This is a genomic window from Companilactobacillus zhachilii (assembly GCF_003606365.2).
GTDB classification, from domain to species: Bacteria; Bacillota; Bacilli; order Lactobacillales; family Lactobacillaceae; genus Companilactobacillus; species Companilactobacillus zhachilii.
Window position 1 is genome coordinate 72798 of the sequence record NZ_CP031933.2, and the last position, 24758, is coordinate 97555.

Consider the following 24758-nt stretch of genomic DNA (forward strand, 5'->3'; position numbering starts at 1 on the left):
CCCCAAATTATTTAGTAATAACGATACTAAGGTTAAACCATTGGTTATTTTTTCGGTATTGAACGAAAAGGTTAGGATATTTTCGCTTGATGTCCTGCACATTAACTAAACCTAATCCGGAATGATGTTTTTTAGTAGTGAAACCTTCTTGCATCATTTCCGTTACATCAGCTTGATTAGAAGTAGTGTTATTGATGACAAAAGATAGTTGCGCAGTTTCCTCAATAATTGCGATTTGGATTTCTCCATTAGTTTGTTTCTTCGTCGCTTCGATGGCGTTATCGATCGAAATTCCCAGCAATCTGACTAAATCGAAAATATTAATGAAGCCATCACTAACTACATCTCGGCATTCAAAATGACATTCAATTTGATTTTGGTGAATTAAAGTTAGTTTACTGATCAATAAACTTTTCAAATACGGATTTTGAACATTGTTGAGATCTTTAAATAGTTGCATCGAAATATTATCAAAATAACTATTAGAATAATCTTCCAGTGTGCCTAGGGATGTCTGCATTTGTTGAAAATCGCCAGTTTTAGCAATCTCCTTTAACCCAGCAATCGTACCCTTATAGTTGCGTTCAAAGCCTCGGAGTTTAATTTGGTCATGTTCTAGTTGGTCGGTATACATTTTGAGGTTTTTTAATTGTTCCTTAGTTAATTCACGAGTATAAGTTTGTCGTTGTGTTTGGTTACCCTTTAGGAAAATAATGACGATAAAAATGCACTGAATCAAAATGAACAGCATGATGCTTGAAATTAAATCAGAATAGGCTTGATAATGCTGAATAATACGCATAAAGAGAAAAATAACAATAAAGAGATAACCGATTAATAAGCCGAATAAAGCGGACTTAGCAATGTTCCAATTCTCTTCGATGTTGAATTTCTCATACAAGTAAATAAGAGTGATTGAAATAGCAAGTTGTACTAGCAGATTAACGATAATGAACAAGATACTGCCCCAGACGGTTTTGGTGGAAATGTTTTGATTATCAAAGAGGATAATTATCGGATTGGCCAGAGTTTCTGAAATTAGTTTAATTAGTGAACTCAAAAGGATGGAATTTATTAAAAGTAACTTATCCTTGTTGTGCCATTGAAATAATAAGAAAAGAACAGCGATATTAATAAAGTAGCCGTAATTTGGCAAAAGAAAATCTAGAACGACCAATAAAATTAAGGTGATTCCTAAAAAGTAGTTTTTAGAAATATGAGCGAGATGACTGAAGACGAATAGGAAAATTAAGCAGGAAAAAAATAAGCCAATTTCGTAAACAATTGGATCTACATATATCATTTTTTCGCCCCCTAATAACCTATCTTGATATATTAATTATCACATACAAGTTGAGAATAAAAATAAAGATATCGTGAAACAAGAAAATTTGTTCCTGAAATCGTTCAGGAAGAAAAACAGAGTGTTTCAAGATATTTTGCTTCAAGTCAATTTTGCGGATGCTATCTTAAAGTCAAGAAGTAAGAAAGGAAGCGTTTCAAATGATTTGGAATTATATCTTAGGTCTTGTCGCCATCGTTTTTGGAATTTATCAGGCAATAAACTCAGTTAAATATGTAAAAATATTGCAACAACATGGTAATAAAACGACATCCAACTTTTCCGCCATAGCGGTTTGGTACAGCTTGATTTTTGGTATTGGATTTCTAATTGTTGGCGTTTTTTTATTCGTGCTTAAAAATCCATTATTTTAAAAGGGAGATAAAAAATGGCTAAAAATAGCAATATTACAGAAGAAGCCAAAAAATACATTCATAATTTGTATGACTCATTAATGGAACGTCCTGAAAAATCGAGTCATTTATTGAATATTACGGATGTGCTTAAGCAAGTTTATCTAAAAATTGATAAAGCAAAAGATCCAGCCGTTTTGATAAGTCGGTTAGTGAAGTATATTTATGTTGAAGGATTCAGTCGTATTAACTTGTCAAAAGACGAGGAGAAAGACTTAATTGAATTGGGCAATCTATCAAAGAGTGCCAGTTGGAATGGTATGAATCAGGGCGATTTTAACGATAAATCACAATTTTACAGTTTTAAGGAACAAATGCCTCAAAGATAAGTGTGTTTTGATGCCGCCTCTGGGTGCAAGAAATGTTGGCGCTGTGGGGACTGATTGGAGCCGGAGCGCGGTCTCCAATCTCGATTTTGAACTTCGCAAAGTACACGAATTTCAAAATTCGTCCCGTGGTGTAATGGCTGAAGCCATTACACCACCTGCACTGCTGCCAACATTTCTTGCACCCAGAGGCTGGGGTATTAGTAATCTTTAATGTGACGTATTTAAACTATAAAAAATATGATTGGAATATAATTCCAAGGAAATAGGGTAGATAAATTTAATTTCAATTTATCTACCCTATTTTTGGTACTGCAGGTTTAAAAAATAGTTACATCACAGCATCATCTTTTATTTGTTCATCAATAAGCGTTTTAACTTCACTGGAGATATTGAGTTCATTGAAACTGAAGTCTTTCAGAAAAATATGTAGTTTGGCCAGTGTTTTTTGGGGATGTTTAACGTAATCGCGGGAAATGTCTAGGTCAATAATTTGCTTATCTTTCATTGTTAGTCTGACTTTAATGGGTTCATTGATCATCAAGAACAAGTTGTACATAAAGCCACCTTCTTCGGACAGAATCAATTCTGAAGATAAGGAGGGATTATGTTGTGGCAATCCAATAATAGCCACACGCTGAATATCCTTTTTCCTAATGACTTTGATGGGAGCTTTGAAGGGAAGTAATAGTGCTAAAAGTCGATTGTGTAACGCTTTGATATCGTTATAACGGATAAAATAATTGCTTGATTCCCAATAGTTAAAGATAATTGGTAAAACTAAAAAATAATGACCAAGTAACAAAATAAAAAAAATGATTCCACCAATTTGTATCCCTAATGTTCGAGAGATATTCAGTCCGAAGATAGAGCCGATAATTACGCCAATAAGCATACTAATACAGATAGGACGATAGGAAACTTTTTTACCAAATTTAATCATGATACGTCAGTTCTTTCATATCAGATCCATTCCCAATTTGTTTTAATATAGCATGGTTGTAGTCCCAGCTAGATATAAAAGGGCTGTTACATTTCGTATGCTTATAAAAATTTAAATAAAATAATCGTCGTTAATTAGTTGCTTTTTTTTGATGTCCGTTATACTGTATTAGTGTACTAGAACAGTCAGAGGGTGAAATGATGGAATATATAGATAACATACCTATTTACCTCCAAATCAAGGATATCTTGTACCGTAAAATTATTAGTAATGAATATGAATTAGGTTCACAACTGCCTTCTGTTAGACAGTTAGCCGTTCAATTTTCAGCTAATTCTAATACCGTTCAAAAATCGCTTAAGGAAATGACGGAAGAAAATGTCATTCTTCCCCAAAGAGGTAAGGGTAATTTCGTAACTGAAGATCCAGCAATTATCGAAATGCTAAAAGAGCATATTGTTAAAGAAATGTTTGATGCGACTTATGACAAGTTACATTCATTGAACATGGACGATGTAGAGATAGTGAATAGTTTCAATAGATATATTAAGCAGCGGGAGGCCAGCAATGGGTAAAGTTTTAGCAATTAATGATTTGAATTATAAAAAGAATAATAAGTTAATTTTAAAAAATATTAATTTGCAATTAGATAACGGCAAAATTGTTGGTTTACTCGGTGCCAATGGGACTGGGAAGACAACTTTGATGCGTTTGATTTCTGGAGTTAAAGCTAAGAATTATGGGCAAATCATGGTTGCCGGAATTGACGGAAAAGCAGCTCGAAAGTCCTGTGTCAGCATGACTTATCCGTTAGATGGATTTCGAAAAGGAATCGGTGAAAAAAACACTAAAGTTAAAGATGTGGTGAAATTTTATATTGATATTTATCCAGATTTTTCACTTGAAAAATACCAAGCAATGGCAAAATACTTAGAAATTTCCTGTGATGAAAAGTTAGCTAATCTTTCGACCGGAACAAGTGAAAAGTTAGTTATTGCGTTAGCCTTGGCAAGACAAGTTCCGCTTTATTTATTAGATGAACCCTTAAATGGGGTTGATATTATGGCACGGAAGAAAATCATTAAAAGCATTATTCAATGGAAGGGTGATGATTCAACAATTATCATCAGTTCCCACTACGTTAAGGAAATATCGAGTCTGTTGGATGATGTGGTCATTTTAAAGGACCAAACAATTTACCAAATGTGTTCAGTTGAGGATATTCAAACGAAATATCATCTGGGAATTGAAGAGTATTATGAGAAAGTTTACGAAGGGGGTCTTGAGAATGAGTAGTTTAGGACGTTTAAATAAAGAACTTTCCAAAAATAAATTCAAAATAATCAGTTGGATTTTAGGAATACAAATTCTCTTCTCTGTAGTTTATCAAGGTTGGAAATCTTTCACCTCACCGACTGATGTTACTAGTTTTACAGGTGAAATTTTCGGTGCGGTCATTATTGGTATCGTTATGTTGTCCATAATAAATGAACGCGTTTATATCAGTGATAAATTTCGTTTGATTCCAATTAGTGATGGAGCGCTTTACTTAAGTAATATGTTGACGTCGGTTCTCGGATTAATTTACCTGATTGTTAGTGAAATAGTTATTTACACCGTATCTATAACGGTCTTTCCTAATAAATATGATGATCTTATGGTTAGAAGTTTCAATTCGACACAACAATATTTATTCAAGTTCGAAATTTTAGTGGCATTTGTTTTGGGGATTATGGTCGTTTGGGCCGGAGTTACAGCACTTCATTTATTGGTCAATTGGGTGAATGATTTTCTACCATTCAGAAGTCAAAGTTTTGTCAAAGTAATTGTGGCAGTGGTTGTAGTTTGGTTATTCATGATACCGTTCAACTTTGTGACAGGTAATGTTTTGAGAATTATAGGATTTAATGACTTGAACAATAGCTTTGCTTCAGTCAATCGAGTGATGTACTCAAGTATGGCGATGATGATCATTTGGATTGCTATATTTACAATTATTAATCTCTACTTATTGAATAAAAAAGCTGAAACAGTTAATTAGGGAGGGGGCATTCAGATGTCAAATTTACTAAAAATTGAGAATTTAAATTATAAAAAGAATAATAAAGCAATTTTAAAAGATGTTAACTTACAGTTAGACGGTGGCAAAATTGTTGGCTTACTTGGTGAAAATGGTGCCGGTAAAACGACGTTAATGCGTTTAATAGCCGGGGTTAATTCGTTGCCTGAAGGCGTTATAACGGTTAACGGAGCCACAAAAAAATGTGATATAAAGCTAAATGTTAGCTTGAGTGATCAGTTAGGTGGTTTCGGTCGCAATATTAAAATTGGTGACGTTGTTAGATTTTATCAAAATGTTTATCCCGATTTTTCCGAACCCAAGTATCTAGATATTGCTCAATTTTTGGAACTGGATGAAAGCAAACGACTGTCTGCTCTTTCAACTGGTACAAAAGGAAAATTGATTATTGCTTTAGCTTTAGCACGGAAAACAAAATTGTATTTATTGGATGAGCCGTTGAGTGGAATCGATAGTATGTCGCGAAAGAAAATCATTAGCAGCATTATTCGTTGGAAGGATGATGACTCGACAATTATTATTAGTGATCATTATGTGACGGAAATTGCTAGTTTGTTGGATGATGTGATTATTATTAAGGACCAAACAATTTATCAAGTCAGTTCAGTTGAAGCAATTCAAGAAAAGTATCATTTGGGTGTCGAAGAATATTATGAACAGGTTTACGAAGGAAGTGTTTCAAAATGACTGAATTTAGAGGTTTAGTTAGAAATTTAATGAGTGAAAAATGGCGAATGATGAATTGGATTATTATCGTTGATCTAATTTTTCTGGTAGTTATTGATTTATTACGATTCTTCACTAATGGTTGGAATGTGAGTTTGATATCTGAATATTCCGTTAATGTATTTTACTTCAGTGTGGTAATTGCTAATTTTGTTGGTTTTATTTTGATTTCACGTAGTAATGAACAAGTGTTTACCAGCAATAATTATCGCCTGATTCCTGTATCGGATACTAAATTATATTTCAGTAATATTCTCACAACTTTTTTTGCATTTACGTATCTTCAAATTATTGAGGCTGTCATTGGAAATATCATTTACTTTGCTAGTGGGACAACTAAATTTGATAATTCATCAATGAATATTTTGACCTTTTTCCAAATTACGCTTTTAATAATTTTCAGCACAATTTTACTTTGGACAGCTATTACAGTAATTCATTTCCTAATGAACTGGATTAGTGCCTTTCTACCTTTTGCTCGCCAGAAGTTTGTTAGTTTTATTCTCTATATTGTTACTGCAATGGTAGGGGTGGGAATTTTCAATGTGACAACTGCTAAATTCTTTGAAATGGTTTATAGCAATTCACAAGGTAATGTTAGTTTGCATCAATTAAGCAATGTTATTTGGTTGATTTTAGGCATTATATTTGCTTGGATTGCAATTTTCACAGTATTAAACATCTATCTCTTAAAGAGATGGACCGAAACAATTCGCTAAAGACATTACAAAATAATGACTAGGGATGGTCCGTTAATATGAGTAGCCTTCTGGGTGTAAACAAAGAACTATTTTGGGGTAAATTCAAACTCATCAATTTGATTTTGCTCATTAATATGATTGTAATTGGTATTATTATCGGCATTACAAGTTTTGATGCTATTAATTTCCGATCTTTTCCGCAGGGAATCATGATAATTAGTGCGACAGTATTTTTCATTTTAGGTATCGTTTTTTTAGTGAACTGCAATGAGAGGGTATTTTCTAGTAATAGATATAGGCTAATTCCAATATCGGAAAGTCAGTTGTACTTTAGTAATTTACTAACATCAGGTCTGACTTATTTTTACTTCTGTCTGATAGAATCGATTATTTTCTTAGGTTCGCTATATTACTACATGCGTAATGATGTTTTTTACCACACGGTAATAGATGACAACATTCAATTTGAATTATTATTGAAAGATCTAGTTTTGATAGGTTTAGCTGTTATCTTGATTTGGACCGGTAGCACGTTGGTACATTTGTTGATGAATTATATCAGTGATTTTTTGCACGTAGAAAATCAAAAGGTGCTCGCTGTAGTTTTTAACTTATTAATTCTAGCGGCGGCACTTGCTATCATTTTTTGGACGTTAACAGAAATGTCTAAAGTAGGGATGTATCGGTATACTGATGTGCCGAATTATATTTTTCCAATCGTTTGTTTGATTGATATCGCGGGCATAGTAATATCGATTGTTGGCGGGTTATATCTGTTGAAAAACCAAGCCGAAACTGATCGATAATTGACGTTCATGACCAAAAATCGGACGTTGATGATTAATCTGGCACAAAAATACTTTTTGGTAGTATTATCGTTTTTATAAAACTATGGAAGGGGAACCAATATGAGATTCAATAGTAATTTTTATAAAGGAAAATACTTTTGGATAGGAATTTTGGGGCTAACATTTTTGGCCGATTTCCCGTGGAATAATGTCTGTACGATTCAAGGGATTACTTCTTTGATAATGGTAGTTGCTGGTGCAGTGTGCTTGGTTGGATCTATGTTTAATTTTTCCAAGTATTTCAATTCGTGAGGTCCTCCGGGAGAGCGGGATTTAACTTACTGAGGGACCGGCTCGAGCCAAGGTCTCGAACCTCGATTTTGAGCCTTGCATAGACCGCAAGTCTCAAAATACGTCCGTGGAGTAAGAACGGAAAAGCGCCGTTCTTACTCCACTTTCACAGCAAGTTAAATCCCGCTCTCCCTCCGGTTTGTTGTAGGCTACGTATTAGGTTGATTACAAATAATAAATAAAGTTTTAAAATAGATTTTCAGTTATGATGCCATATTTTTTAGAGTATAAAAATAGCAACTACCGTATGTTTCAAGTTCAATATCATTATGTAAAAAAACAACGAATGAACAAGGGTCTGTCTTCCAACTAGTTTGATAAGAATTTACTCTGATACGGATAAATATTTGAAGTATCAACCTATTCTTGAGTTAATAAAGAACTAGTCGGAAGATTTGGACAGTGGTTACTGGCAGTGAAAGTGGTGTTAGGACGACCGTTTTTGTCGTTCTTACAGCACCGGGCGCGTTTAAGACTTGCCGAACTTGCAAGGCTTAAACCGAGGTCCGAGACCGTGGCTCTGGCCGTTCCGCACCGCCAGTAACCACTGTCCAAATCTGGAGACGGCATATCACCGATACCACAGCATACCTTTAATAATGTGTTCAAAGATTCGATTATAGACAGCTTGTCTATGTTCGAATCTTTTTTTATTGGCGGGTGGAAACTATTATGTGGGTTAACTTAGGATTAAATATTTATATTTTAGTTCTGTGAAAGAAGTGACCAATATGTCTGATTTCCTTGCTTTTCTTGCATTAATTTTTGGTTGTACTGAACTTTTTTTGACGGTGAAGTCGTTTTTCCAAATTAGAAGAGAACCTAAAAATAAGTTTCCTAAAGTGGCTAGATTGTTACTTCTATTTGGTTCGACTTTTGGGATGATCTTAATCTTTTTTAGCTTTGATCTTATTTTCAAATGGATTTAATATCGGCTCAAAGTAGCTTATGATTAAAGCAAAAGGGGGAATAGTTATGGGGATTGAACTGATTGGAATTGTTGTCATCTTAATGGGTATCTATCAAATTTACGTTGGTCGAAAAATGTACTTTAATATCAAGAAAAATGTCAAAAATCCACAACCTTATGTCTTCATGGGGGTCTATTCATCTTTAATTATCGGTGTCATTTGTCTAGTAGTAGGAGCATTTATGATTAAATAAGCGTTATATAACGGTAGAAAGCAATAAGTGCGTGCATTTTCCTCAACTTAGCACCTATACTTTAAGTATAGAGGAAGTGACAAAATGACCTTAGCAAGTAATATTGTTAAATATCGTAAAAAAAACCAACTGTCACAAGAACAATTGGCTGAAGCTTTGAATATTTCACGGCAATCTATTTCCAAATGGGAGACGGGGGAAAATTTACCCAGTATTGATAATTTGATTTCCTTGAGTGGATTGTTGGATATTTCACTAGATGAATTGATTACCGGTGAGCCATATCTACATTTTCCTTATAATTATGGAAAGCCAAGAAATCGTTGGCCGGTTTTCTTTCTAGTATTGATGACATTAATTGCGGCCTTGATTTTTCAGGCTTTCACAATTTTTATGCACCATTATTTGGAGCTTTAGCCGGGTATACGATGGTTGTTTTGCTCCTTCCATTTGATTTCAAGCGATACTACACTTATTGGACGTTAAAAAAGATGGGGATAGCATACGTAGTAAACAATAAGGATGTTTACAACAGTTTGGAAGAATTAACTATACCGATTAAGACACTTTTTCACGCTCGAAAAACGGCTTTTATACCATATCAACAAATTAAAAAAATTACGGTTAAACTGGATTTGTTTGCGACTAATCCTAATTCGGTCAATGCGCCAAGGGGTGGTTATGCACCTGGAAGAGCCCAGTATATGCATGAAGGATTTCATTTAATAATCACTACTAAGCAGGACCAAGAGATTTATTTAGACTTGCGACAATATTATTGGCCACGTTCCTCAGAGCGTCAGATGTTATCGACTATTCTTATGTTTTTACAACGGAAAAATATTGAGTTTGTTGACGAACAAAATATCTCTGAGTTAGTTAAAGATAGAAGCATCAGTCTAACAAGGACGTTGTATGAATTGCGCGATAACCAAGGAGTTATTGGATCTAAAATTTAAAGGGAATGGGATGATGTCTGAAATGGCTTTGGCAGATAACATTGTTAAATATCGAAAAAAGAATCAGCTATCACAGGAACAACTGGCTGAATCGTTAAACATTTCAAGACAGTCCATTTCTAGATGGGAAACAGGCGAGACTTTACCGGGAATCGATAATCTTATTTCTTTGAGTGGTTTGTTGGATATATCTTTAGACGAATTAATTACTGGTGAACCGTATCTGCATTTTCCGTTTGATTATGGGAAACCAAAGAATCGTTGACCAGTATTTTTTCTGGTGTTTTGGATAATAATTTTGGGTGGACCAGTAATAATGGCAAATATTTTCATTTCGTTGTTAATGGTCACAATATCCTATTTCATGGGAATTTTTTTATTTCCATTTGATTTCAAGCGTTACTACACTTACTGGACTTTGAATCGAACAGGAATCATTTATATTAATGGAACAAAGGGAAAATATACAAGTTTAGATGAAATGATAATTCCTTTTAAGGCATTATTCCGTCTTAGAAAGCCAAAGTATATTTCATATAGAAAAATTAAGAGTATTGAAATTAAGGTGGATTTATTTGCCTATAACCCCAGTGCCATGATTACCTTCGATAACTATGTTCCTAATTTTGGTCAAACTATGCATGAAATGTTTTATCTAGAAGTTACAACCATTGATAATCAAAAAATTTATTTAGACTTACGACAATATTATTGGCCAGATTCAAAAGAACGTAAGATGCTAGCGACAATCTTGACATTTCTAAGGCGGAAAAATATTGAGTTTATCGATAAGCAAAATATTACGGAAATTGTAAAAGATAAAAATATTAAGTTAACCAAAGAACTGTATCGATTACGTGATGAATAATAGGGGGTAGTTATGGAAGAATTGACGTTTGGTCGCAAAATTAATTATGTACCTTTGGTTATTAGTTTAGGTATCGGCATAATTATTAGTGTATTTTTCTATACTTTCGTTCACAAAATGGGCATTAGCATTTCCTTTGGGCTACTTTGTTTCGTCGTAGCTGTGGCCTTATATGCGGTTAAATTGTCTGATACCTATGGTTACTGGTGCATTAACCGTCAACAAATAAATTATTACGATTACAAAACGATTGGTAATAGGATAAAGGCTATTTTGTTACCATTTAACAGTAAACAATCGACTGTGGATGTTGAACAAATTGTTGCGGCCAGTTTAGTTATTGGAAAGAAAATGCAAGTTCCGGCTAATATTAAAGCGGCTCCAGCTAGTGCCTATCTTGTGTATTTTTACCCAAGCGCATATTATTTGGGCTTGAAGTTGAAAGATAACCAAGAAGTAGATTTAGATTTGTCATTTGATGAAATGGATAATAAAAAGATCGGACAAATGGTTCAGCTATTGAACACGCAATTAAATAGTCCAGTAACTTTGATTGAGAAATAAGGTTTTTTCTCAAGTTTGGTTATTTGCCATTTCTTGCACCCAGGGACTAATATATTCGTTATTTTTTATATAATGTAACTAACTAATTCGATAAACAAGTGCGATATTATTTAAGATTTAACATAATCAAAAGGCTATATATTTTTCTGGATACCAAGAAAAAATATATAGCCTTTTTATATTCGCTTTTATAACCAAAGCTGAGAAAGAACCGAAATAAACCGATTTCAAAAATTGTCTTTTGTTTCGGACAAGCCTACAATTTTCTTTGTAATCACTATTCAATAGGAGTTGATTAAGAAGATGGATATCTACTTCGTTCGTCATGGAGAAACTTATTTTAATCATTTCGGCAAAATGCAAGGTTGGTCTGACACGCCATTGACTAAATCGGGTCATGAAGAGGCTTATCAAATGGGGCGAACTCTAGGAAATTTGGGTGATATCTCAGATACGATTTATTGTAGTGATACGAATCGCTCTGTCCAAACAGTAACTGAAATGAATAATGGTTTTAAAGTTGCTACTGGAAAAACTTTTAAGATGGTCACGATGCCTGAATTGAGAGAACAATTTTATGGCAGTTTTGAAGGCCAATCTAAAAAGGAAACTTATGCCAAAATTTCTGGTAAGTCAGTTGAAGAAACTTTAAAAGAAATGAATGCTAATGAAATGCAAGATAAAATTGCCAAACTTGATCCAACTCATTTAGCAGAGACAAGTACAGAATTTTGGCATCGTTTTGCCAGTGGGATTGAAAAAATTCTCAAAATGGAAACTAAGCCAGTTATCGTTGTAACGCACAGTGCCATTTTGACTGCACTAGTTGATACTTATGCGCATGAAATGTTAGATGAAATTGAACCTAGCAATTTATCATTAACCAAAGTTCATTTTGAAGGAAAGAAATTTGAACCAGAGATTGTTTATTATAATGTAAAAGTTGAACAAAATATTTAAATTAATAAGAAAGAAGCGTTTGGGACAAAATTAGTATTGTCTTTAAATGCAGCATAAACGTGGAACAAAACATAGCTTTTTCCGCTTAAAACAAAAGGCACCAGCAATCCAAAATCGGATTACTGGCGCCCTTCGCCTTAATGCTCAAAAGCTGAACATGTCTTGTTCCACTCTTTATTTGTTCAAAGCATCCATATCTTTAATCAAAGCGTTAACTTCATCCATGCTACCGACATAAACGCCACTAGCTAAGGGATGACCACCGCCACCGAACTTTTCAGCAACGCCGTTAATGGCAACATTCTTAGAACGTAAGTTAACTCGGAAATGATTGGGCACCTTTTCACTGACAATGATCCAATTGTTAATGGTATTGATTCTACCGATTAATGGAACTGCGTGGTCGAGTTCACCATCATTCAAATGGAATTTATCAAGTTCGGGTTTACGAATAATAATATAACCAAACCCAGAGTCAGTTATTTTAAAATTATCCAGAATATAAGCTTCCAAACGAGCAACTTGCAAGGACATCTCATCTTCATGTAAAGCAATCTTAGAAATATCGATACCTGTCTTAGCTAACTCTGCAGCGATTCGTAAGGTACGATAATCTGTTTCCCCATATAGGAAACGATTGGTATCACCAACAACTCCAGAATAAAGGCTGAAAGCTGTTTCCCGTGAAACTTTTAATGGTTCTAATTCGTCGGCCAAAGTATAAATCATTTCAGCACAACTTGAATATGATTCATCGACCCAATTAATGTCGCCAAAAGCATCAACGTTTGGATGATGATCAATTTTGATGATTTTATCAGCTTTTTGATAGTCACCGTTATTGTCGATACGTGGTGAATTGGCGGTATCAACAGCAATGACGAGTGCATTTTGGTATGTAGTTGTCGAAATTTGGTCCATTTTACCAATCCAATCGAGGACGGCTAAATCAATTCCAGCTGCATAAATTTTTTTATTTGGAAAGGATTCTTGAAGTATTGTCTTCAACCCAATTTGTGAACCAATAGCATCAGGGTCAGGATTTTGATGTCTGATAATAATGATTTTTTGATAGTGCTCAATTGTTTTTAAAATTTCTTCTATCATAAGAAGACCCCTCAGCATTTATAGATTTATTTATATCTTAACATCAATTCAGTTAGGCGAGAATCAATATGGTTAAGCCTTTTCGTGTGAACGTTGAATACGAGCAATCACTGGCAAGATGATACCAATTAAAATCATCAAAAGTGGTTCCAAAATATTCAAAGTTAAAACGTGTGTCCAAGCAGCCGTACCAGGTGTCTCATCAGTTGGGAAGATACCTAATGTGGCAGCTCCGAAAGTAATAGCAAAGCACCAAATACCAACTAGAATAGCGAAGTATTTATTTTTAATATAGACGAAATCAGATTGGAATCTATCTTCATGCAAACGCACAAGAATAAAGGAACTGAACAAGAAACAAGTTGTATATGGCGAAACGATTCCGTTCAAGTTCAACAATTGATTAAAGATAGAGTTCATATTTGGCAAAGTAGCACTCATAATCATGATAACTGTACAAATACCAGTCGTTAGCCAGTAACCATTGATTGGCAAGCCACGTTTATCAGTTTTGGTGAGGCCTTTTGGTAAGTACTCTTTAGCAGTATCAGAAAGGAACATTCTCGTCCCAGCGTCCAAAAGGACAGCCAATTGCGCCATCATGTAGAGAGCTTGCGTTAGAGCAAATAAGTATAGGAAGAAACGACCCATGCCGAATTCTTGTCCCATGTATTGGAAAGCATAGTAAGAACCATTCATCTTCAAGTCATTTGGCAAATGGTGAGCATTGAAGAAGACACCTAAGGCAAATGATCCCAAGACAGTTAAGAAACCAGTCATAATAGCTAGCATCCACATGGCTTTAGGAAAATCACGTTTTCCATTTTTCATCTCAGTAACATATGGTGCCGCAAATTCTGAACCGTTCATCGCAAAGATGACAAGTCCGAAAGTAGAAAGATAATGCATATCAAACTTAGGAATAAAAGATTTAACTGTAAATGGTTGAGTATGTGGCATGTTACCTTTGCCTAAGTAAACAAAAGTCATAACAACATACAAAATTGTGATGATGAACATCGCACCACCACCGAGAATACTTAAAATCTGTAATGAATTACGTAAATAATGTTGAATAAAAATAAAGATAGTAAAAATGACAGCTGTAAGTAGTGCAAACATAGAATTACTCATTTTGTCTGACATTGAACTGTTACCGTTAATCAACCAACCAAATGAAATCAAAGTTGAGTTCGCAACATCGACAATATAAGGCAAACTAGAAACCCAAACAGTCCAGGCACAAATATAGCCCCAGACATTACCACCAGTGGCACGTACCCAAGAAGTAACGCCACCACCTTCTTCATTGAAAGTTGAACCTAGATGACCAACCATCATTTCATAAGGTACAACGAATACAAATAGCATAACGATCCAAGTAAAAACAATTCCCAAACCTTGGTTATGGAAATTATAAACAATATCATCGAAGCCAATAACGGTTACGAAGTCCATTAAAGCAACGACAGGCCAACTAATAAACGACTTTTTAGAGTTAGCGTCCATATCTGGCAAATTTTTCCCCATCGGAAATACACCCTTAGTATTTTTTATTTTCGGACATCTTTGCGAATAGTCCTCAAACATTATATCTCAATATTAAAAAGTAGTTGGGTGGGTGCCGCCTGTGGGTGCGAGAAATTGAGTTCTGCTGTGGGGACCGACGAAAGCCAAGGTCTTTCGTCTCGATTTTGAACTTCGAGAAGACCGCTCGAATTTCAAAACTCGTCCCGTGGTGTAATGGCTAAAGCCATAACGCCACCTTCACAGCAGACTCAATTTCTCGCACCCACAGGCTAGGGTATTGGTTTGTTTTGGAAGTTATTTTAACTAGGAAAATTAATGATTGATAAGTATAGGAATATTAATTTTATTTAAAAGCAGTTTTAGGAGCTATTGTTGCGAGTAATAGAAAAAAACATAGCCAGTGAATGTTTCTCCACTCTGGAGACGGCCCGTAAGGCCGGCTTACAAAAGTGTAAGGAAATGTAAGGAGAATCGAACGACCCAAAATGGGTTAGCAGTTATGATAGATATATCAAATGGAGGGAAGTACAAATGCAAAAAATCGTCGATGTACAAAATATTGAAAAAATTTATGGTAAGGCTGGCGAAAAGCAATTCAAAGCTTTGTCTGATGTAAATTTTGAAGTTAAACCCGGCGAATTCGTAGGAATTATGGGTGCTTCAGGTTCAGGTAAAACAACGCTTTTGAATATCTTATCTACATTGGATACACCAACTAGTGGTCGTGTTGAAATTGCTGGCCAAGATATTACTAAATTAAAAAACAATCAAATGGCCGATTTCCGTGCCAATAAAATTGGTTTCATTTTTCAAGACTTCAACTTATTGGAAAATCTAACTGCTTATGAAAATATTGCTTTGCCATTAGCTTTGCAAAATAAACCAACTAAATCAATCAAGCCAGCGGTTATGAGTATTGCTGAAAAACTTGGCTTAACAGAAATTTTGAACCATTATCCAACTGAATTGTCAGGTGGTCAAAAGCAACGTGTTGCTGCTGCCCGAGCGTTAGTACATGAACCATCAATTGTCTTCGGTGATGAGCCAACTGGTGCCTTGGATTCCAAGAGTGCTCGTGCTTTGATGGATACTTTGACAAAAATTAATCGTGAAGATAATGTTTCAATTTTACTTGTAACGCACGATCCATTCTCAGCTAGTTTCTGTGACCGAATTCTTTTCATCAAAGATGGTGAGATTGGTCAAGAGTTGAAGAAAGAAGACGCTAGTCGTGCAGAATACTATCAAGAGATTCTAGATTCATTAGGAACATTTGCTGAATAGGAGGGAGAGAACGGTATGTTAAACAAATTAGCCTTAAGTGGCATTAAACATCGTATGCGTGATTATAGCGTGTTATTTTCAGGTTTGATGATTGCTTCAGCAATATTTTATATGTTCATGTCACTGGCAACTAACCAAACATTTTTAAGTTCTAATTCTCCAGCCGCAGCCACGAGTTTTATTTTCGGTTTTGGGATTGTTTTATTAGCAATTATCACGATTGTTTACGTGAATTATGCCAACTCCTTCCTGTTGAGTATGCGTCAAAAGGAATACGGGATGTTCATGATGCTGGGAGCCAAAAGTAGTAAAATATCGCGCATGATTTTTGTCGAAACATTTGCTATCGGTGCTATTTCTACCCTAATTGGTTCAGCAATTGGTATCGTCGCTACAGGTTTTGTAAGTAAGTGGATCATTAGCGCTTTGGATATGCAAGTTAAGCATTTCAACAGTTTTTATTTACCAGCTTTACTTTGGACCTTTGTTTTCTTCATCGTTATCTTCATGTTTTCAGCAATTAGAAATTCAATTTCATTGCGTCGTAGCAAGGTTTTAACGTTATTGAACCGTGACAGCCAACCAGTAAAAATTAAACGTAACGGCGCTTTGAAAACAGTTCAAGCTGTTTTAGGAATTGTCCTACTAGTCATTGGCTATTTTGCAATGTGGTACATGGGTACAAATCCAGCATTTATCATGCTAGGTGTTCCGTTGGCTTTGGTTACGATCGTAGGTGGAACGTATTTCACAATTAATTCGTTTGTAACGACAATTATTTCAATGCTAAAACGTAATACTAAGTATTCTCAAAAAGGATTGAACAATTTTACCCTTTCGCAATTGAGTTTTAGAATTAATGATTACACAAAGATTTTATCAATGGTTTCCATGATGTTTGCGTTAGCACTTGGTGCTATTACAGTTGGACTTGGTTTCAATAACCAAATTGACAATGTAGTCAATGGTCAAAATTATTACGATGTGCAACTAACTAATCCTGACGCCGCACAACAAAAACGTTTGAAGAGTTTAAATATTAAAACCAAGAACGTTTATAAGTTCAAGTCAGATGGTAAGGCAGTTTATTATCGTGCCAGTGAATTCAAAGAACAACCAGTAGGTTATTCACAAATCAATACAAAAACAATGGTTTCAAAAACTGGCAAAACAACTGATCCTAGTAAGAATAGCAACGCCCAATATGAGTTGATGAATACTCGCTTACCAAATGAGCGAGCCAAAGAGGCTAAGTTTGTTAGTGATGCAGATTATAACGCTATGAACGCTAAAGAAACAACGACCGTTTTAGTGAAAACTAATTCCTTTAAAGACAATTTAGCCGGTATTAAAGCTATCTCCAAGGCTGAAGTTAAGCGTTATCCAGTGTTGAAAACAGCTGGTGGTGATAAATTTAGTGCCTATAACTTAATCAACGGTTTCTTCTCGGGACTAGAATTTATGGGCTTCTTCCTAGGGATTGCTTTCTTAGCAATGTTAGCAAGTTGTCTCATGTTCAAGATTCTCTCAGGTGCTAACGGTGATGTTAAGCGTTATAACATGCTTTATAAGATTGGTACACGTCAAAAAGTGCTCCGTTCAACTATCAATAAAGAAATTGCTGTTCTCTTCTCAGTGCCTGCAATTTTAGGTGTGATCCATGTTTTACTTGGTTTACAGATGTTCAGTAGTATTCTTTATAAACCATATGCACATATTGAAATCCCATTTGCTATCTTCATCGTGCTCTATCTTGGCTACTATTTCTTGACTAGATATCTCTATAAGAAGATTGTTCTTAAATAGTTTCAGCAGTTCCTTTCCGAGGAACTGCGCACAGCGGGTATTGACCTTTTGTGCGCAGCTTCTCGGAGACGAGAAGCACTTCCCCTTAATAATTAAGCTAATATATTTCGAAATCCTCAACAATTTTTCGAAAGAATTAAAAAGGTTCACATATATTCTAATATGTGGATTTTTTGTTTGTTCGTAAAAATTTTTTTGAACGCAAAAGTGTTTCAATTATAATCCCTATAACATTGGTGTTATAGTTTTTCTGGGAGTATGGCCAACCGGCAAAAAGACGAACAATAATTTCACAAAATGTTTTTTGTTGCCAAACTTCATTTTAAACATTAAAATTTTCTTAATATAAAAATGATATATATGCCGTAGGTGTATTGAATAAGAGTATGAAGGGAGTATTTAACTATGTCATCAATGATTGAATTCCGCGATGTTCAAAAGTATTACGGAGATTTCCATGCTTTGAAAGATATTAATTTGGAAATTGATAAAGGTGAGACGGTTGTCTTGATTGGACCTTCTGGATCAGGTAAGAGTACTTTGGCCAGAACAGTTAATGGTCTAGAAACAATTCAAAGTGGACAATTAATTGTTAATGGTCATGATATTGTTGGTAAATCAACTGATATCAACCGTATCAGACGTGACGTTGGAATGGTTTTCCAACACTTTAACTTATATGCGAATAAAGATGTTTTAGAAAATATTATGCTGGCACCTCGTATCGTCTTAAAAATGGATGAAGAGGAAAATAAAAAACGATCTATGGCGTTGCTTGATCAAGTTGGCTTAGCTGATAAAGCTCATAATATGCCTTCACAAATTTCCGGTGGTCAAAAACAACGTGTGGCAATTGCTAGATCTTTAGCTATGAAGCCTCGTTGCATGTTATTTGACGAACCCACAAGTGCTTTGGATCCTGAAATGATCGACGATGTTTTGCGTGTTATCAAATACGTTACAAGTCAAAGTGATATGACTTCTTTGATTGTTACGCACGAAATGGGCTTTGCTCAAGAAGTAGCCAACCGAGTTATTTTTATGGCTGACGGAGAAATCTTAGAGGATGATGACAAAGACAAGTTCTTCAATCATCCAACTAATGAACGTGCTAGACAGTTCCTAAGCAAGATTATTAAACACTAGGGGATAAGAGTATGAAACGCTTGAAATATTTAGCAGTAATTATCACTTCTTTTCTTCTAGTCTTAACATTGACTGCTTGTGGATCCCAATCACTGTCGTCACAAAATGTTTATGAAAATGACAAGAAGTCGAAAACAGTTACTTGGGGTGTCAAAGCTGATACTAAGCTGCTTGGTTTGGTAGATGTTAAAGACGGACAAGAAAAGGGATTTGAAATTGATTTGGCTAAAGCCATTACTAAAAAAATGTACGGTAAAGATGCCAAAGCAAAATTCGTGACCGTTACCTCACAGTCACGTATCCCTTTATTGAAGAATGGTAATATTGATGCCATCATCGCTACAATGACCATAACGCCGGAGCGTAAAAAAACAATTGATTTCTCAAACTCATATTTTGACGCCGGACAATCAATTTTGGTCAAGAATAATTCGCCGATTAAAAAAGTTGAAGATTTAAACAATCGCACAATTATTGGTGTTGTTGGTTCCAACTCAGTACAAAATGTTAAAAAATTTGCACCAAAAGCTCAAGTTCTACAATTACCAGATTATGCTCAAGCTTTAACAGCTTTGAAGTCAGGCCAAGGAGATGCGTTGACAACTGATAACGTCATTTTAGCTGGTATGGCCGTTAATAATCCAGGCTACAAGTTACAAGGGAAAGCCTTTACGACAGAACCTTATGGTATTGGTATTAACAAGGGTCAAAAAGACTTCAGAGTGGCTGTTAATAAGGCTTTAGACGACGTTGTGGCTGACGGGACATATAATAAATTGATTGTTAAATGGTTTGGTAATGTGCCCGGATTTAATTACAAGGAGGTGCTACGCAAATGATTAATCTATTAACAAATAACTGGAGTGCCTTTATCAGTGGTTTTGGTTGGACATTGTTATCAAGTGTTCTAGCACTATTCTTTAGTTTGATCATCGGCTCGCTATTTGCCATTTTGGAAGTAGTACCTAATAAATTTTTACGAATAGTTGGTAATGTTTACGTTGAAGTTTTCCGTAATATTCCATTGCTAGTTATTACAATGTTCTTTTACTTAGTAATTCCACTTTATGTCGTTAAAATCAATGGTTTCACTGCGGGGACGATTGGTTTAACGATTTATACATCAGCCTTTATTGCTGAAACCGTCCGTGCTGGTATCAACTCTGTTGATATTGGTCAAATGGAGGCTTCCCGTGGACAAGGTATGACTTTTTGGCAAGCAATGCGTTATATCGTTTTACCACAGGCCTTTAAATACGTTATTCCACCACTAGGAAACCAATTCGTTAACTTGGTTAAAAATTCATCAGTTCTAGCCTTTGTAGCTGGATTTGATTTGATGTACCAAGGAAATGCGATTGCATCACAAACCTTTGAAACAGTTAATACTTACATCATTGTCGGTATTTTCTATTTGATTATTACCTTACCAATTAGTTATTACATGCAACATCTAGAAAGAAAACTAGCTTAGGAGGAGTAAATTATGCAAAATTGGATTGACGCTTATTCGTGGATCAATATCAGATTCCTTCTCCAAGGCTTGTGGATCACAATATTGATCTCCGTTATATCGGTGATTTTAAGTTTCATTATTGGATCAGTCTTAGGAATTATTCGTTATGCGAAAGTTCCTTATTTATCAAAAATTGTCGGCTTTATTATTGATGTTATCCGTAACTTACCATTGTTGCTGATTATTTTCTTCGTATATTTTGGCTTACCAGCCTTTGGATTCAAGCCAGATACAATACCAGCGGCAATTCTAGCAATGACCGTCTTCGAGTCAATGATGATTGCGGAAATAATCCGTTCAGGAATCATGGCAGTTGATATCGGACAAATGGAAGCCTCAAGAGCGATGGGGATGAAGATGTCTCAAGCAATGTGGCATATCGTTTTACCACAAGCATATAAAAAGATGATCCCAGCCCTAGTTAGTCAATTTATCTCATTGATCAAGGATACATCATTGGCAACAATTATCGTGGTACCAGAATTAATGCAACACGGCCAAGTAGTTTACGGACAAGATCCCAACTACATAATTCCAGTATTCGTCGCAATGGCAATTATGTATTTCGTCGTTTGTTATGCATTGTCATTACTTTCAAAATTCATCGATCGTCGAATGGCATAGGACCATTAATGGATGAGAATAAATTTTGTTAGTTATAAAAAGTTGAAATTGAAACGTTATAACGGTGTGAATTAATAACTCATACCGTTATTTTTTGAAAGAATTATTTGAATTAAGTTTAGTATGAAATCAACAGATGTACTAGCCTTCGGGAGCGGGAAAATCTGGCAGCAGTGAAGGTGGCGTTAGGGCTTTAGCCCTTACACCACGGAACGAGTTTTGAAATTCGCGTACTGTGCGAAGTTCAAAACCGAGGTTGGAGACCTTGGCTCCGACCGGTTCCCACAGCAGCCTGATTTTTCCGCTCCCGAAGGCGGCAAGATATAAATTAAAATGTTGACAGATTAAAATTAGCCTGTTATTGTTGATGTCAATCAAATAAACAAATATAAGTGTCTGAAACAATTAGTAATGTATCTGGGTGTAAGAAAGCCGGTGGTTGATGCGAACCGGTCAGGGTGCAGTTATGAAATACCAGGCATGACTTGGTTTTGCCAAGCGGAAAAAGAGAGCCGTTATTCTCAAGAGTGGAGTAATAGTTTATTTAACTATTCTCAAGCTGGGTGGTACCACGGTAAATCGTCCCTGTTGCATATTTGCAGCAGGGACTTTTTTTATACAAGGGGTACGGAAAATGATTATTAGTACATGTGGTGGGAATCCTCGATATTAGTTTTTCTTGCAATCGATATAACAAATTGGAGGAAACGAAATGAATAAGAGTAAAAAAGATGTAAGTTTTAGAGAAGCAGTCACAATTTTGGTAATTATGTTGATTGTTTTAGGATTTGGAGTTATTAAGTTTGGTTTATCGCCTCAAACGCCAGTTTTAGTAGTTATCGGCCTATTGATTTTATGGGCTAAGGTTCGAGGTAGTAGTTGGGATGAAATTTTTGATGGTATTAATGACGGTGTTAAAAACGGAATTATCCCAATTTTCATTTTTATTTTAATTGGTGCTTTGATCGGTACGTGGATTGCGGCCGGAATTATTCCATCAATGATGGTTGCCGGTTTCCACATGATTTCAGCTCAATGGTTCGTACCATCAGTTTTCTTGGTTTGTGCTCTGATTGGTACTTCAATCGGTAGTGCCTTTACCATTGTTTCAACTATCGGTATCGCTTTATTCGGAATGGGGCAAACGTTAGGCATGAATCCAGCTTTAGTTGCCGGTGCGATTATCTCAGGTGCCATTTTTGGTGATAAAACTTCACCACTTTCAGATTCAACTAACTTGGCTGCCGCAATTGCCGAAGATGATTTGTTTGATCACATTAAAAACTTGATGTGGACAACGATTCCAGCCTTTTTAATTTCATTAGTTCTTTACGCTATTTTAGGCAACGCCGGTTCCGGTGCTAGCTTGAGTAAAATTGATACAACGTTGAATGTTTTAAATACACATTTTGTTATTACATGGTGGTCCATTTTACCAATTGCATTATTGTTTGCTTGTTCAATTATGAAAGTTCCTGCTATTGCAACGTTGATTTTAAATATTACAGTCACCGTAGGAATGATTTTTATTGAAAAACCAAATACCCCAGTTAAAGATATTGCTGGTTTTATCGAAAATGGCTTTGTTTCAAAAACAGGCAATGCCAATGTTGATGCCTTATTGACGCGTGGAGGAATTACATCGATGATGGGTACTGTCTCATTAATCTTCTTAACACTGTCATTAGGTGGCTTATTAATGAAGTTTGACGTCATTCAAACAGCTATGACACCATTAGCTAAGAAATTAAAGACACCAGGTTCAGTCGTTACAGCAACAATTCTTTCTGGAATTGGCGTTAACATCTTCGTCGGTGAGCAATACTTATCAGTAATTTTGCCAGGAAAAGCATTTAAAGAAACATTTAATGAACGAGGCTTGGACAACTTAGCCTTGAGCCGTGTCCTAGAAGACGGTGGGACCGTTATTAACTACTTGATTCCATGGGGAGTAGCTGGAGCTTTTGCAGCTAATACCTTAGGAGTACCAACCTTAACCTTCTTACCATTCTGCTTCTTCAGTCTCTTGTCACCAGTTCTTTCTATTATTAGTGGATTTACGGGGATTGGATTGAAACGTCAGACGAAGAATGAAAAAGTAGCTACAGCTTAAAGAGATATTAAAACTTTTATGATAGATAAAAATTGATGACCTTGAGTTGTTGGAAAATTCATCCAATTACTCAAGGTCATTTTTATATGTATTTGGATGTTTGAAGAAAAGATTTGTTTTAAAAAAATAGATAATAATAGATAAATTAACTAGCTGGAGGAGATGGGGACCGAAGGTACCAGCAGTGAGAGTGGCGTTAGGGATTTATCCCTTACACCACCGGGCGTGTTTGGAGACTTGCCGAACTTGCAAGGCTTCAAACCGAGACTCGAGACCTTGGCTCGAGTCGGTCCGCACAGCAGGTACCTTCGGTCCCCATCTCCGGAGGCGGCATCTAAGTAATAATTTTTTTTATAATCACTGTAACCGCTAACTACATTGGTATCATTTATTTTTCATCAAAATATTCGTAAATTATAGGATAAAACTGTTCTAAATTTTTATTAGCAAGCATTGACAGTAAGCCAAATTTTGTCTAATTTAAGACTGTTATGCTATTTAAGATAAGCGAATTTAGGGAGATTATTTATGAAGAAAATTAAGATTGCTATTTGGGGTATTAATGTTGTCCTAATTGCCGTTATTCTTTTTTTAGTTTTAGGAAACGGTTTTAAGAATGATAATAATAAAACAGATTATAAAACTTATACTGTTCAACGTGATAATACTAATTATTTCAACGGTATTGTCCAAGAGACAGATAAGCAGGCGGTCAGTGACCAACCAAAATCTGAGGATGAAACTTTGACTTCAACTCATGTTATTAATGGTCAAAAAGTAACTAAAGGTGAGGTTCTATTCAGCTTTTATCGTGATATGAGTAGTGATCTAGCTAGTGCTAACGCTGAGATTCAACAAGCCCAACTTGCTATCCAAGCATATAATTCAACTGACCAAACAACAGCTGACAAGATTGAGTTAAGTAAAAATCAAGAAGTTTTAGCTGAAGCACAAGCTAAGATCAATAAAATTAATAAGGCTCAAAGTAGAACAGTTTTGGCTCCAATTAGTGGTACTTATTACAAAGACGATGCAGGCAGAAGTTTCATTTATGGTGCCCCTGTAATTCAAGGAAACGTTAATGAATACAGTCTTGATAAAATCAAACTTGGTGCCAACGTTACAGTTATTAAAAACGATGGTACTAAGGTTTCTGGTAACTATGAACAAAAGGATGTTATTCCATACAGTACACGAAATGTTTCTTACTATCATTTCCGTGTTGCTACTGATGACAAGCTCCCATACGGTATGCATGTTCAAATCAAAACTGAATCAGATGGTTATAAGATTCCATCTAAAGCAGTCTGGAGTAAGAATACTGTCTATCTCTTGAAGAATGACAAGAAGCATAAGAAACACGTAACAATGACGAAAAAAGATCAAGATTATTACGTGATCGATGGGCTTAAGGCTGGCGACAAGCTAGTCTTAAAATAAGGCGGTG

27 protein-coding genes are annotated in these 24758 nt (G+C 35.4%); 23 read left to right on the forward strand and 4 right to left on the reverse strand.

What is annotated here, in order from left to right; all coding sequences use genetic code 11:
• Positions 1 to 7: 7 nt before the first annotated feature.
• The gene (locus D1B17_RS00320) at positions 8 to 1303 is read right to left on the reverse strand and encodes a GHKL domain-containing protein (RefSeq protein ID WP_120144020.1); all 1296 of its coding nucleotides are present in this window, start codon (positions 1301 to 1303) and stop codon (positions 8 to 10) included.
• Between the two features lie 200 nt (positions 1304 to 1503).
• On the opposite strand from D1B17_RS00320, the gene D1B17_RS00325 reads away from it, so the two are divergent.
• Together D1B17_RS00325 and D1B17_RS00330 are read left to right on the forward strand one after the other, a co-directional pair.
• Complete coding sequence (locus tag D1B17_RS00325) at positions 1504 to 1716, forward strand: hypothetical protein (RefSeq protein WP_120144018.1); 213 nt, start codon at positions 1504 to 1506, stop codon at positions 1714 to 1716.
• Positions 1717 to 1730: 14 nt separating this feature from the next.
• The gene (locus tag D1B17_RS00330) at positions 1731 to 2084 is read left to right on the forward strand and encodes a bacteriocin immunity protein (protein ID WP_120144016.1); all 354 of its coding nucleotides are present in this window, start codon (positions 1731 to 1733) and stop codon (positions 2082 to 2084) included.
• Positions 2085 to 2412: 328 nt separating this feature from the next.
• Here D1B17_RS00330 and D1B17_RS00335 read toward each other — a convergent pair whose 3' ends face one another.
• Entirely contained in the window at positions 2413 to 3024 is a 612-nt protein-coding gene (locus tag D1B17_RS00335; RefSeq protein ID WP_120144011.1) for a hypothetical protein, read from the reverse strand.
• A 197-nt stretch (positions 3025 to 3221) separates the two neighbouring features.
• Between D1B17_RS00335 and D1B17_RS00340 the strand changes: the two genes are divergently transcribed.
• The 13 genes from D1B17_RS00340 (at position 3222) to D1B17_RS00395 (ending at position 12185) form a co-directional block, all read left to right on the forward strand.
• Positions 3222 to 3599, forward strand: coding sequence for a GntR family transcriptional regulator (locus D1B17_RS00340; RefSeq protein ID WP_338026081.1), 378 nt, complete (start codon positions 3222 to 3224; stop codon positions 3597 to 3599).
• Positions 3592 to 4320, forward strand: a complete 729-nt coding sequence (locus tag D1B17_RS00345; protein ID WP_120144006.1) for an ATP-binding cassette domain-containing protein — start codon at positions 3592 to 3594, stop codon at positions 4318 to 4320. Before D1B17_RS00340 ends, D1B17_RS00345 begins: the two co-directional genes overlap by 8 nt.
• Entirely contained in the window at positions 4313 to 5065 is a 753-nt protein-coding gene (locus tag D1B17_RS00350) for a hypothetical protein (RefSeq protein ID WP_120144004.1), read from the forward strand. Before D1B17_RS00345 ends, D1B17_RS00350 begins: the two co-directional genes overlap by 8 nt.
• 15 nt (positions 5066 to 5080) lie before the next feature.
• Complete coding sequence (locus tag D1B17_RS00355; protein WP_120144002.1) at positions 5081 to 5791, forward strand: ATP-binding cassette domain-containing protein; 711 nt, start codon at positions 5081 to 5083, stop codon at positions 5789 to 5791.
• Positions 5788 to 6549 carry a hypothetical protein gene (locus D1B17_RS00360; protein WP_120144000.1) on the forward strand — a complete coding sequence of 254 codons (762 nt, stop codon included), beginning with the start codon at positions 5788 to 5790 and terminating at the stop codon, positions 6547 to 6549. Before D1B17_RS00355 ends, D1B17_RS00360 begins: the two co-directional genes overlap by 4 nt.
• A gap of 116 nt (positions 6550 to 6665) precedes the next feature.
• Positions 6666 to 7337: a hypothetical protein gene (locus D1B17_RS00365; protein ID WP_166806579.1), complete on the forward strand. Its 672-nt coding sequence runs from the start codon at positions 6666 to 6668 to the stop codon at positions 7335 to 7337.
• A 1281-nt stretch (positions 7338 to 8618) separates the two neighbouring features.
• The gene (locus tag D1B17_RS00370; RefSeq protein WP_166806580.1) at positions 8619 to 8834 is read left to right on the forward strand and encodes a hypothetical protein; all 216 of its coding nucleotides are present in this window, start codon (positions 8619 to 8621) and stop codon (positions 8832 to 8834) included.
• Positions 8835 to 8918: 84 nt separating this feature from the next.
• Positions 8919 to 9251, forward strand: a complete 333-nt coding sequence (locus D1B17_RS00375) for a helix-turn-helix domain-containing protein (protein WP_120143987.1) — start codon at positions 8919 to 8921, stop codon at positions 9249 to 9251.
• 119 nt (positions 9252 to 9370) lie between these two features.
• Complete coding sequence (locus D1B17_RS00380) at positions 9371 to 9793, forward strand: hypothetical protein (RefSeq protein ID WP_137432079.1); 423 nt, start codon at positions 9371 to 9373, stop codon at positions 9791 to 9793.
• A gap of 10 nt (positions 9794 to 9803) precedes the next feature.
• Positions 9804 to 10058, forward strand: a complete 255-nt coding sequence (locus tag D1B17_RS12500; protein WP_240704419.1) for a helix-turn-helix domain-containing protein — start codon at positions 9804 to 9806, stop codon at positions 10056 to 10058.
• Positions 10059 to 10109: 51 nt separating this feature from the next.
• Positions 10110 to 10661, forward strand: a complete 552-nt coding sequence (locus tag D1B17_RS00385; protein WP_166806581.1) for a hypothetical protein — start codon at positions 10110 to 10112, stop codon at positions 10659 to 10661.
• Positions 10662 to 10673: 12 nt separating this feature from the next.
• Positions 10674 to 11225, forward strand: coding sequence for a hypothetical protein (locus tag D1B17_RS00390; protein WP_120143981.1), 552 nt, complete (start codon positions 10674 to 10676; stop codon positions 11223 to 11225).
• Between the two features lie 291 nt (positions 11226 to 11516).
• A complete protein-coding gene (locus tag D1B17_RS00395; RefSeq protein ID WP_240704420.1) occupies positions 11517 to 12185 on the forward strand; it encodes a histidine phosphatase family protein in 669 nt (222 codons plus the stop codon).
• Between the two features lie 174 nt (positions 12186 to 12359).
• On the opposite strand, the gene D1B17_RS00400 is transcribed toward D1B17_RS00395, so the two are convergent.
• Together D1B17_RS00400 and D1B17_RS00405 are read right to left on the reverse strand one after the other, a co-directional pair.
• Entirely contained in the window at positions 12360 to 13292 is a 933-nt protein-coding gene (locus tag D1B17_RS00400) for a DHH family phosphoesterase (protein ID WP_120143975.1), read from the reverse strand.
• A 72-nt stretch (positions 13293 to 13364) separates the two neighbouring features.
• Complete coding sequence (locus D1B17_RS00405) at positions 13365 to 14822, reverse strand: APC family permease (protein ID WP_120143972.1); 1458 nt, start codon at positions 14820 to 14822, stop codon at positions 13365 to 13367.
• 531 nt (positions 14823 to 15353) lie between these two features.
• On the opposite strand from D1B17_RS00405, the gene D1B17_RS00410 reads away from it, so the two are divergent.
• The 8 genes from D1B17_RS00410 to D1B17_RS00445 all read left to right on the forward strand — a co-directional run bounded on the left by D1B17_RS00410 (position 15354) and on the right by D1B17_RS00445 (position 24751).
• The gene (locus D1B17_RS00410; protein ID WP_120143969.1) at positions 15354 to 16106 is read left to right on the forward strand and encodes an ABC transporter ATP-binding protein; all 753 of its coding nucleotides are present in this window, start codon (positions 15354 to 15356) and stop codon (positions 16104 to 16106) included.
• A gap of 15 nt (positions 16107 to 16121) precedes the next feature.
• Complete coding sequence (locus D1B17_RS00415) at positions 16122 to 17912, forward strand: FtsX-like permease family protein (RefSeq protein WP_120143966.1); 1791 nt, start codon at positions 16122 to 16124, stop codon at positions 17910 to 17912.
• 414 nt (positions 17913 to 18326) lie between these two features.
• The gene (locus D1B17_RS00420) at positions 18327 to 19058 is read left to right on the forward strand and encodes an amino acid ABC transporter ATP-binding protein (protein ID WP_166806691.1); all 732 of its coding nucleotides are present in this window, start codon (positions 18327 to 18329) and stop codon (positions 19056 to 19058) included.
• Positions 19059 to 19069: 11 nt separating this feature from the next.
• Positions 19070 to 19897, forward strand: coding sequence for a glutamate ABC transporter substrate-binding protein (locus D1B17_RS00425; protein ID WP_120143962.1), 828 nt, complete (start codon positions 19070 to 19072; stop codon positions 19895 to 19897).
• Positions 19894 to 20532, forward strand: a complete 639-nt coding sequence (locus D1B17_RS00430) for an amino acid ABC transporter permease (RefSeq protein WP_120143960.1) — start codon at positions 19894 to 19896, stop codon at positions 20530 to 20532. The genes D1B17_RS00425 and D1B17_RS00430 overlap by 4 nt, the downstream gene beginning before the upstream one ends.
• 12 nt (positions 20533 to 20544) lie before the next feature.
• Positions 20545 to 21198: an amino acid ABC transporter permease gene (locus tag D1B17_RS00435; protein WP_120143957.1), complete on the forward strand. Its 654-nt coding sequence runs from the start codon at positions 20545 to 20547 to the stop codon at positions 21196 to 21198.
• A 712-nt stretch (positions 21199 to 21910) separates the two neighbouring features.
• Entirely contained in the window at positions 21911 to 23311 is a 1401-nt protein-coding gene (nhaC, locus tag D1B17_RS00440) for a Na+/H+ antiporter NhaC (RefSeq protein WP_120143954.1), read from the forward strand.
• Positions 23312 to 23839: 528 nt separating this feature from the next.
• Positions 23840 to 24751, forward strand: a complete 912-nt coding sequence (locus D1B17_RS00445) for an efflux RND transporter periplasmic adaptor subunit (protein WP_120143952.1) — start codon at positions 23840 to 23842, stop codon at positions 24749 to 24751.
• Positions 24752 to 24758: the final 7 nt, after the last annotated feature.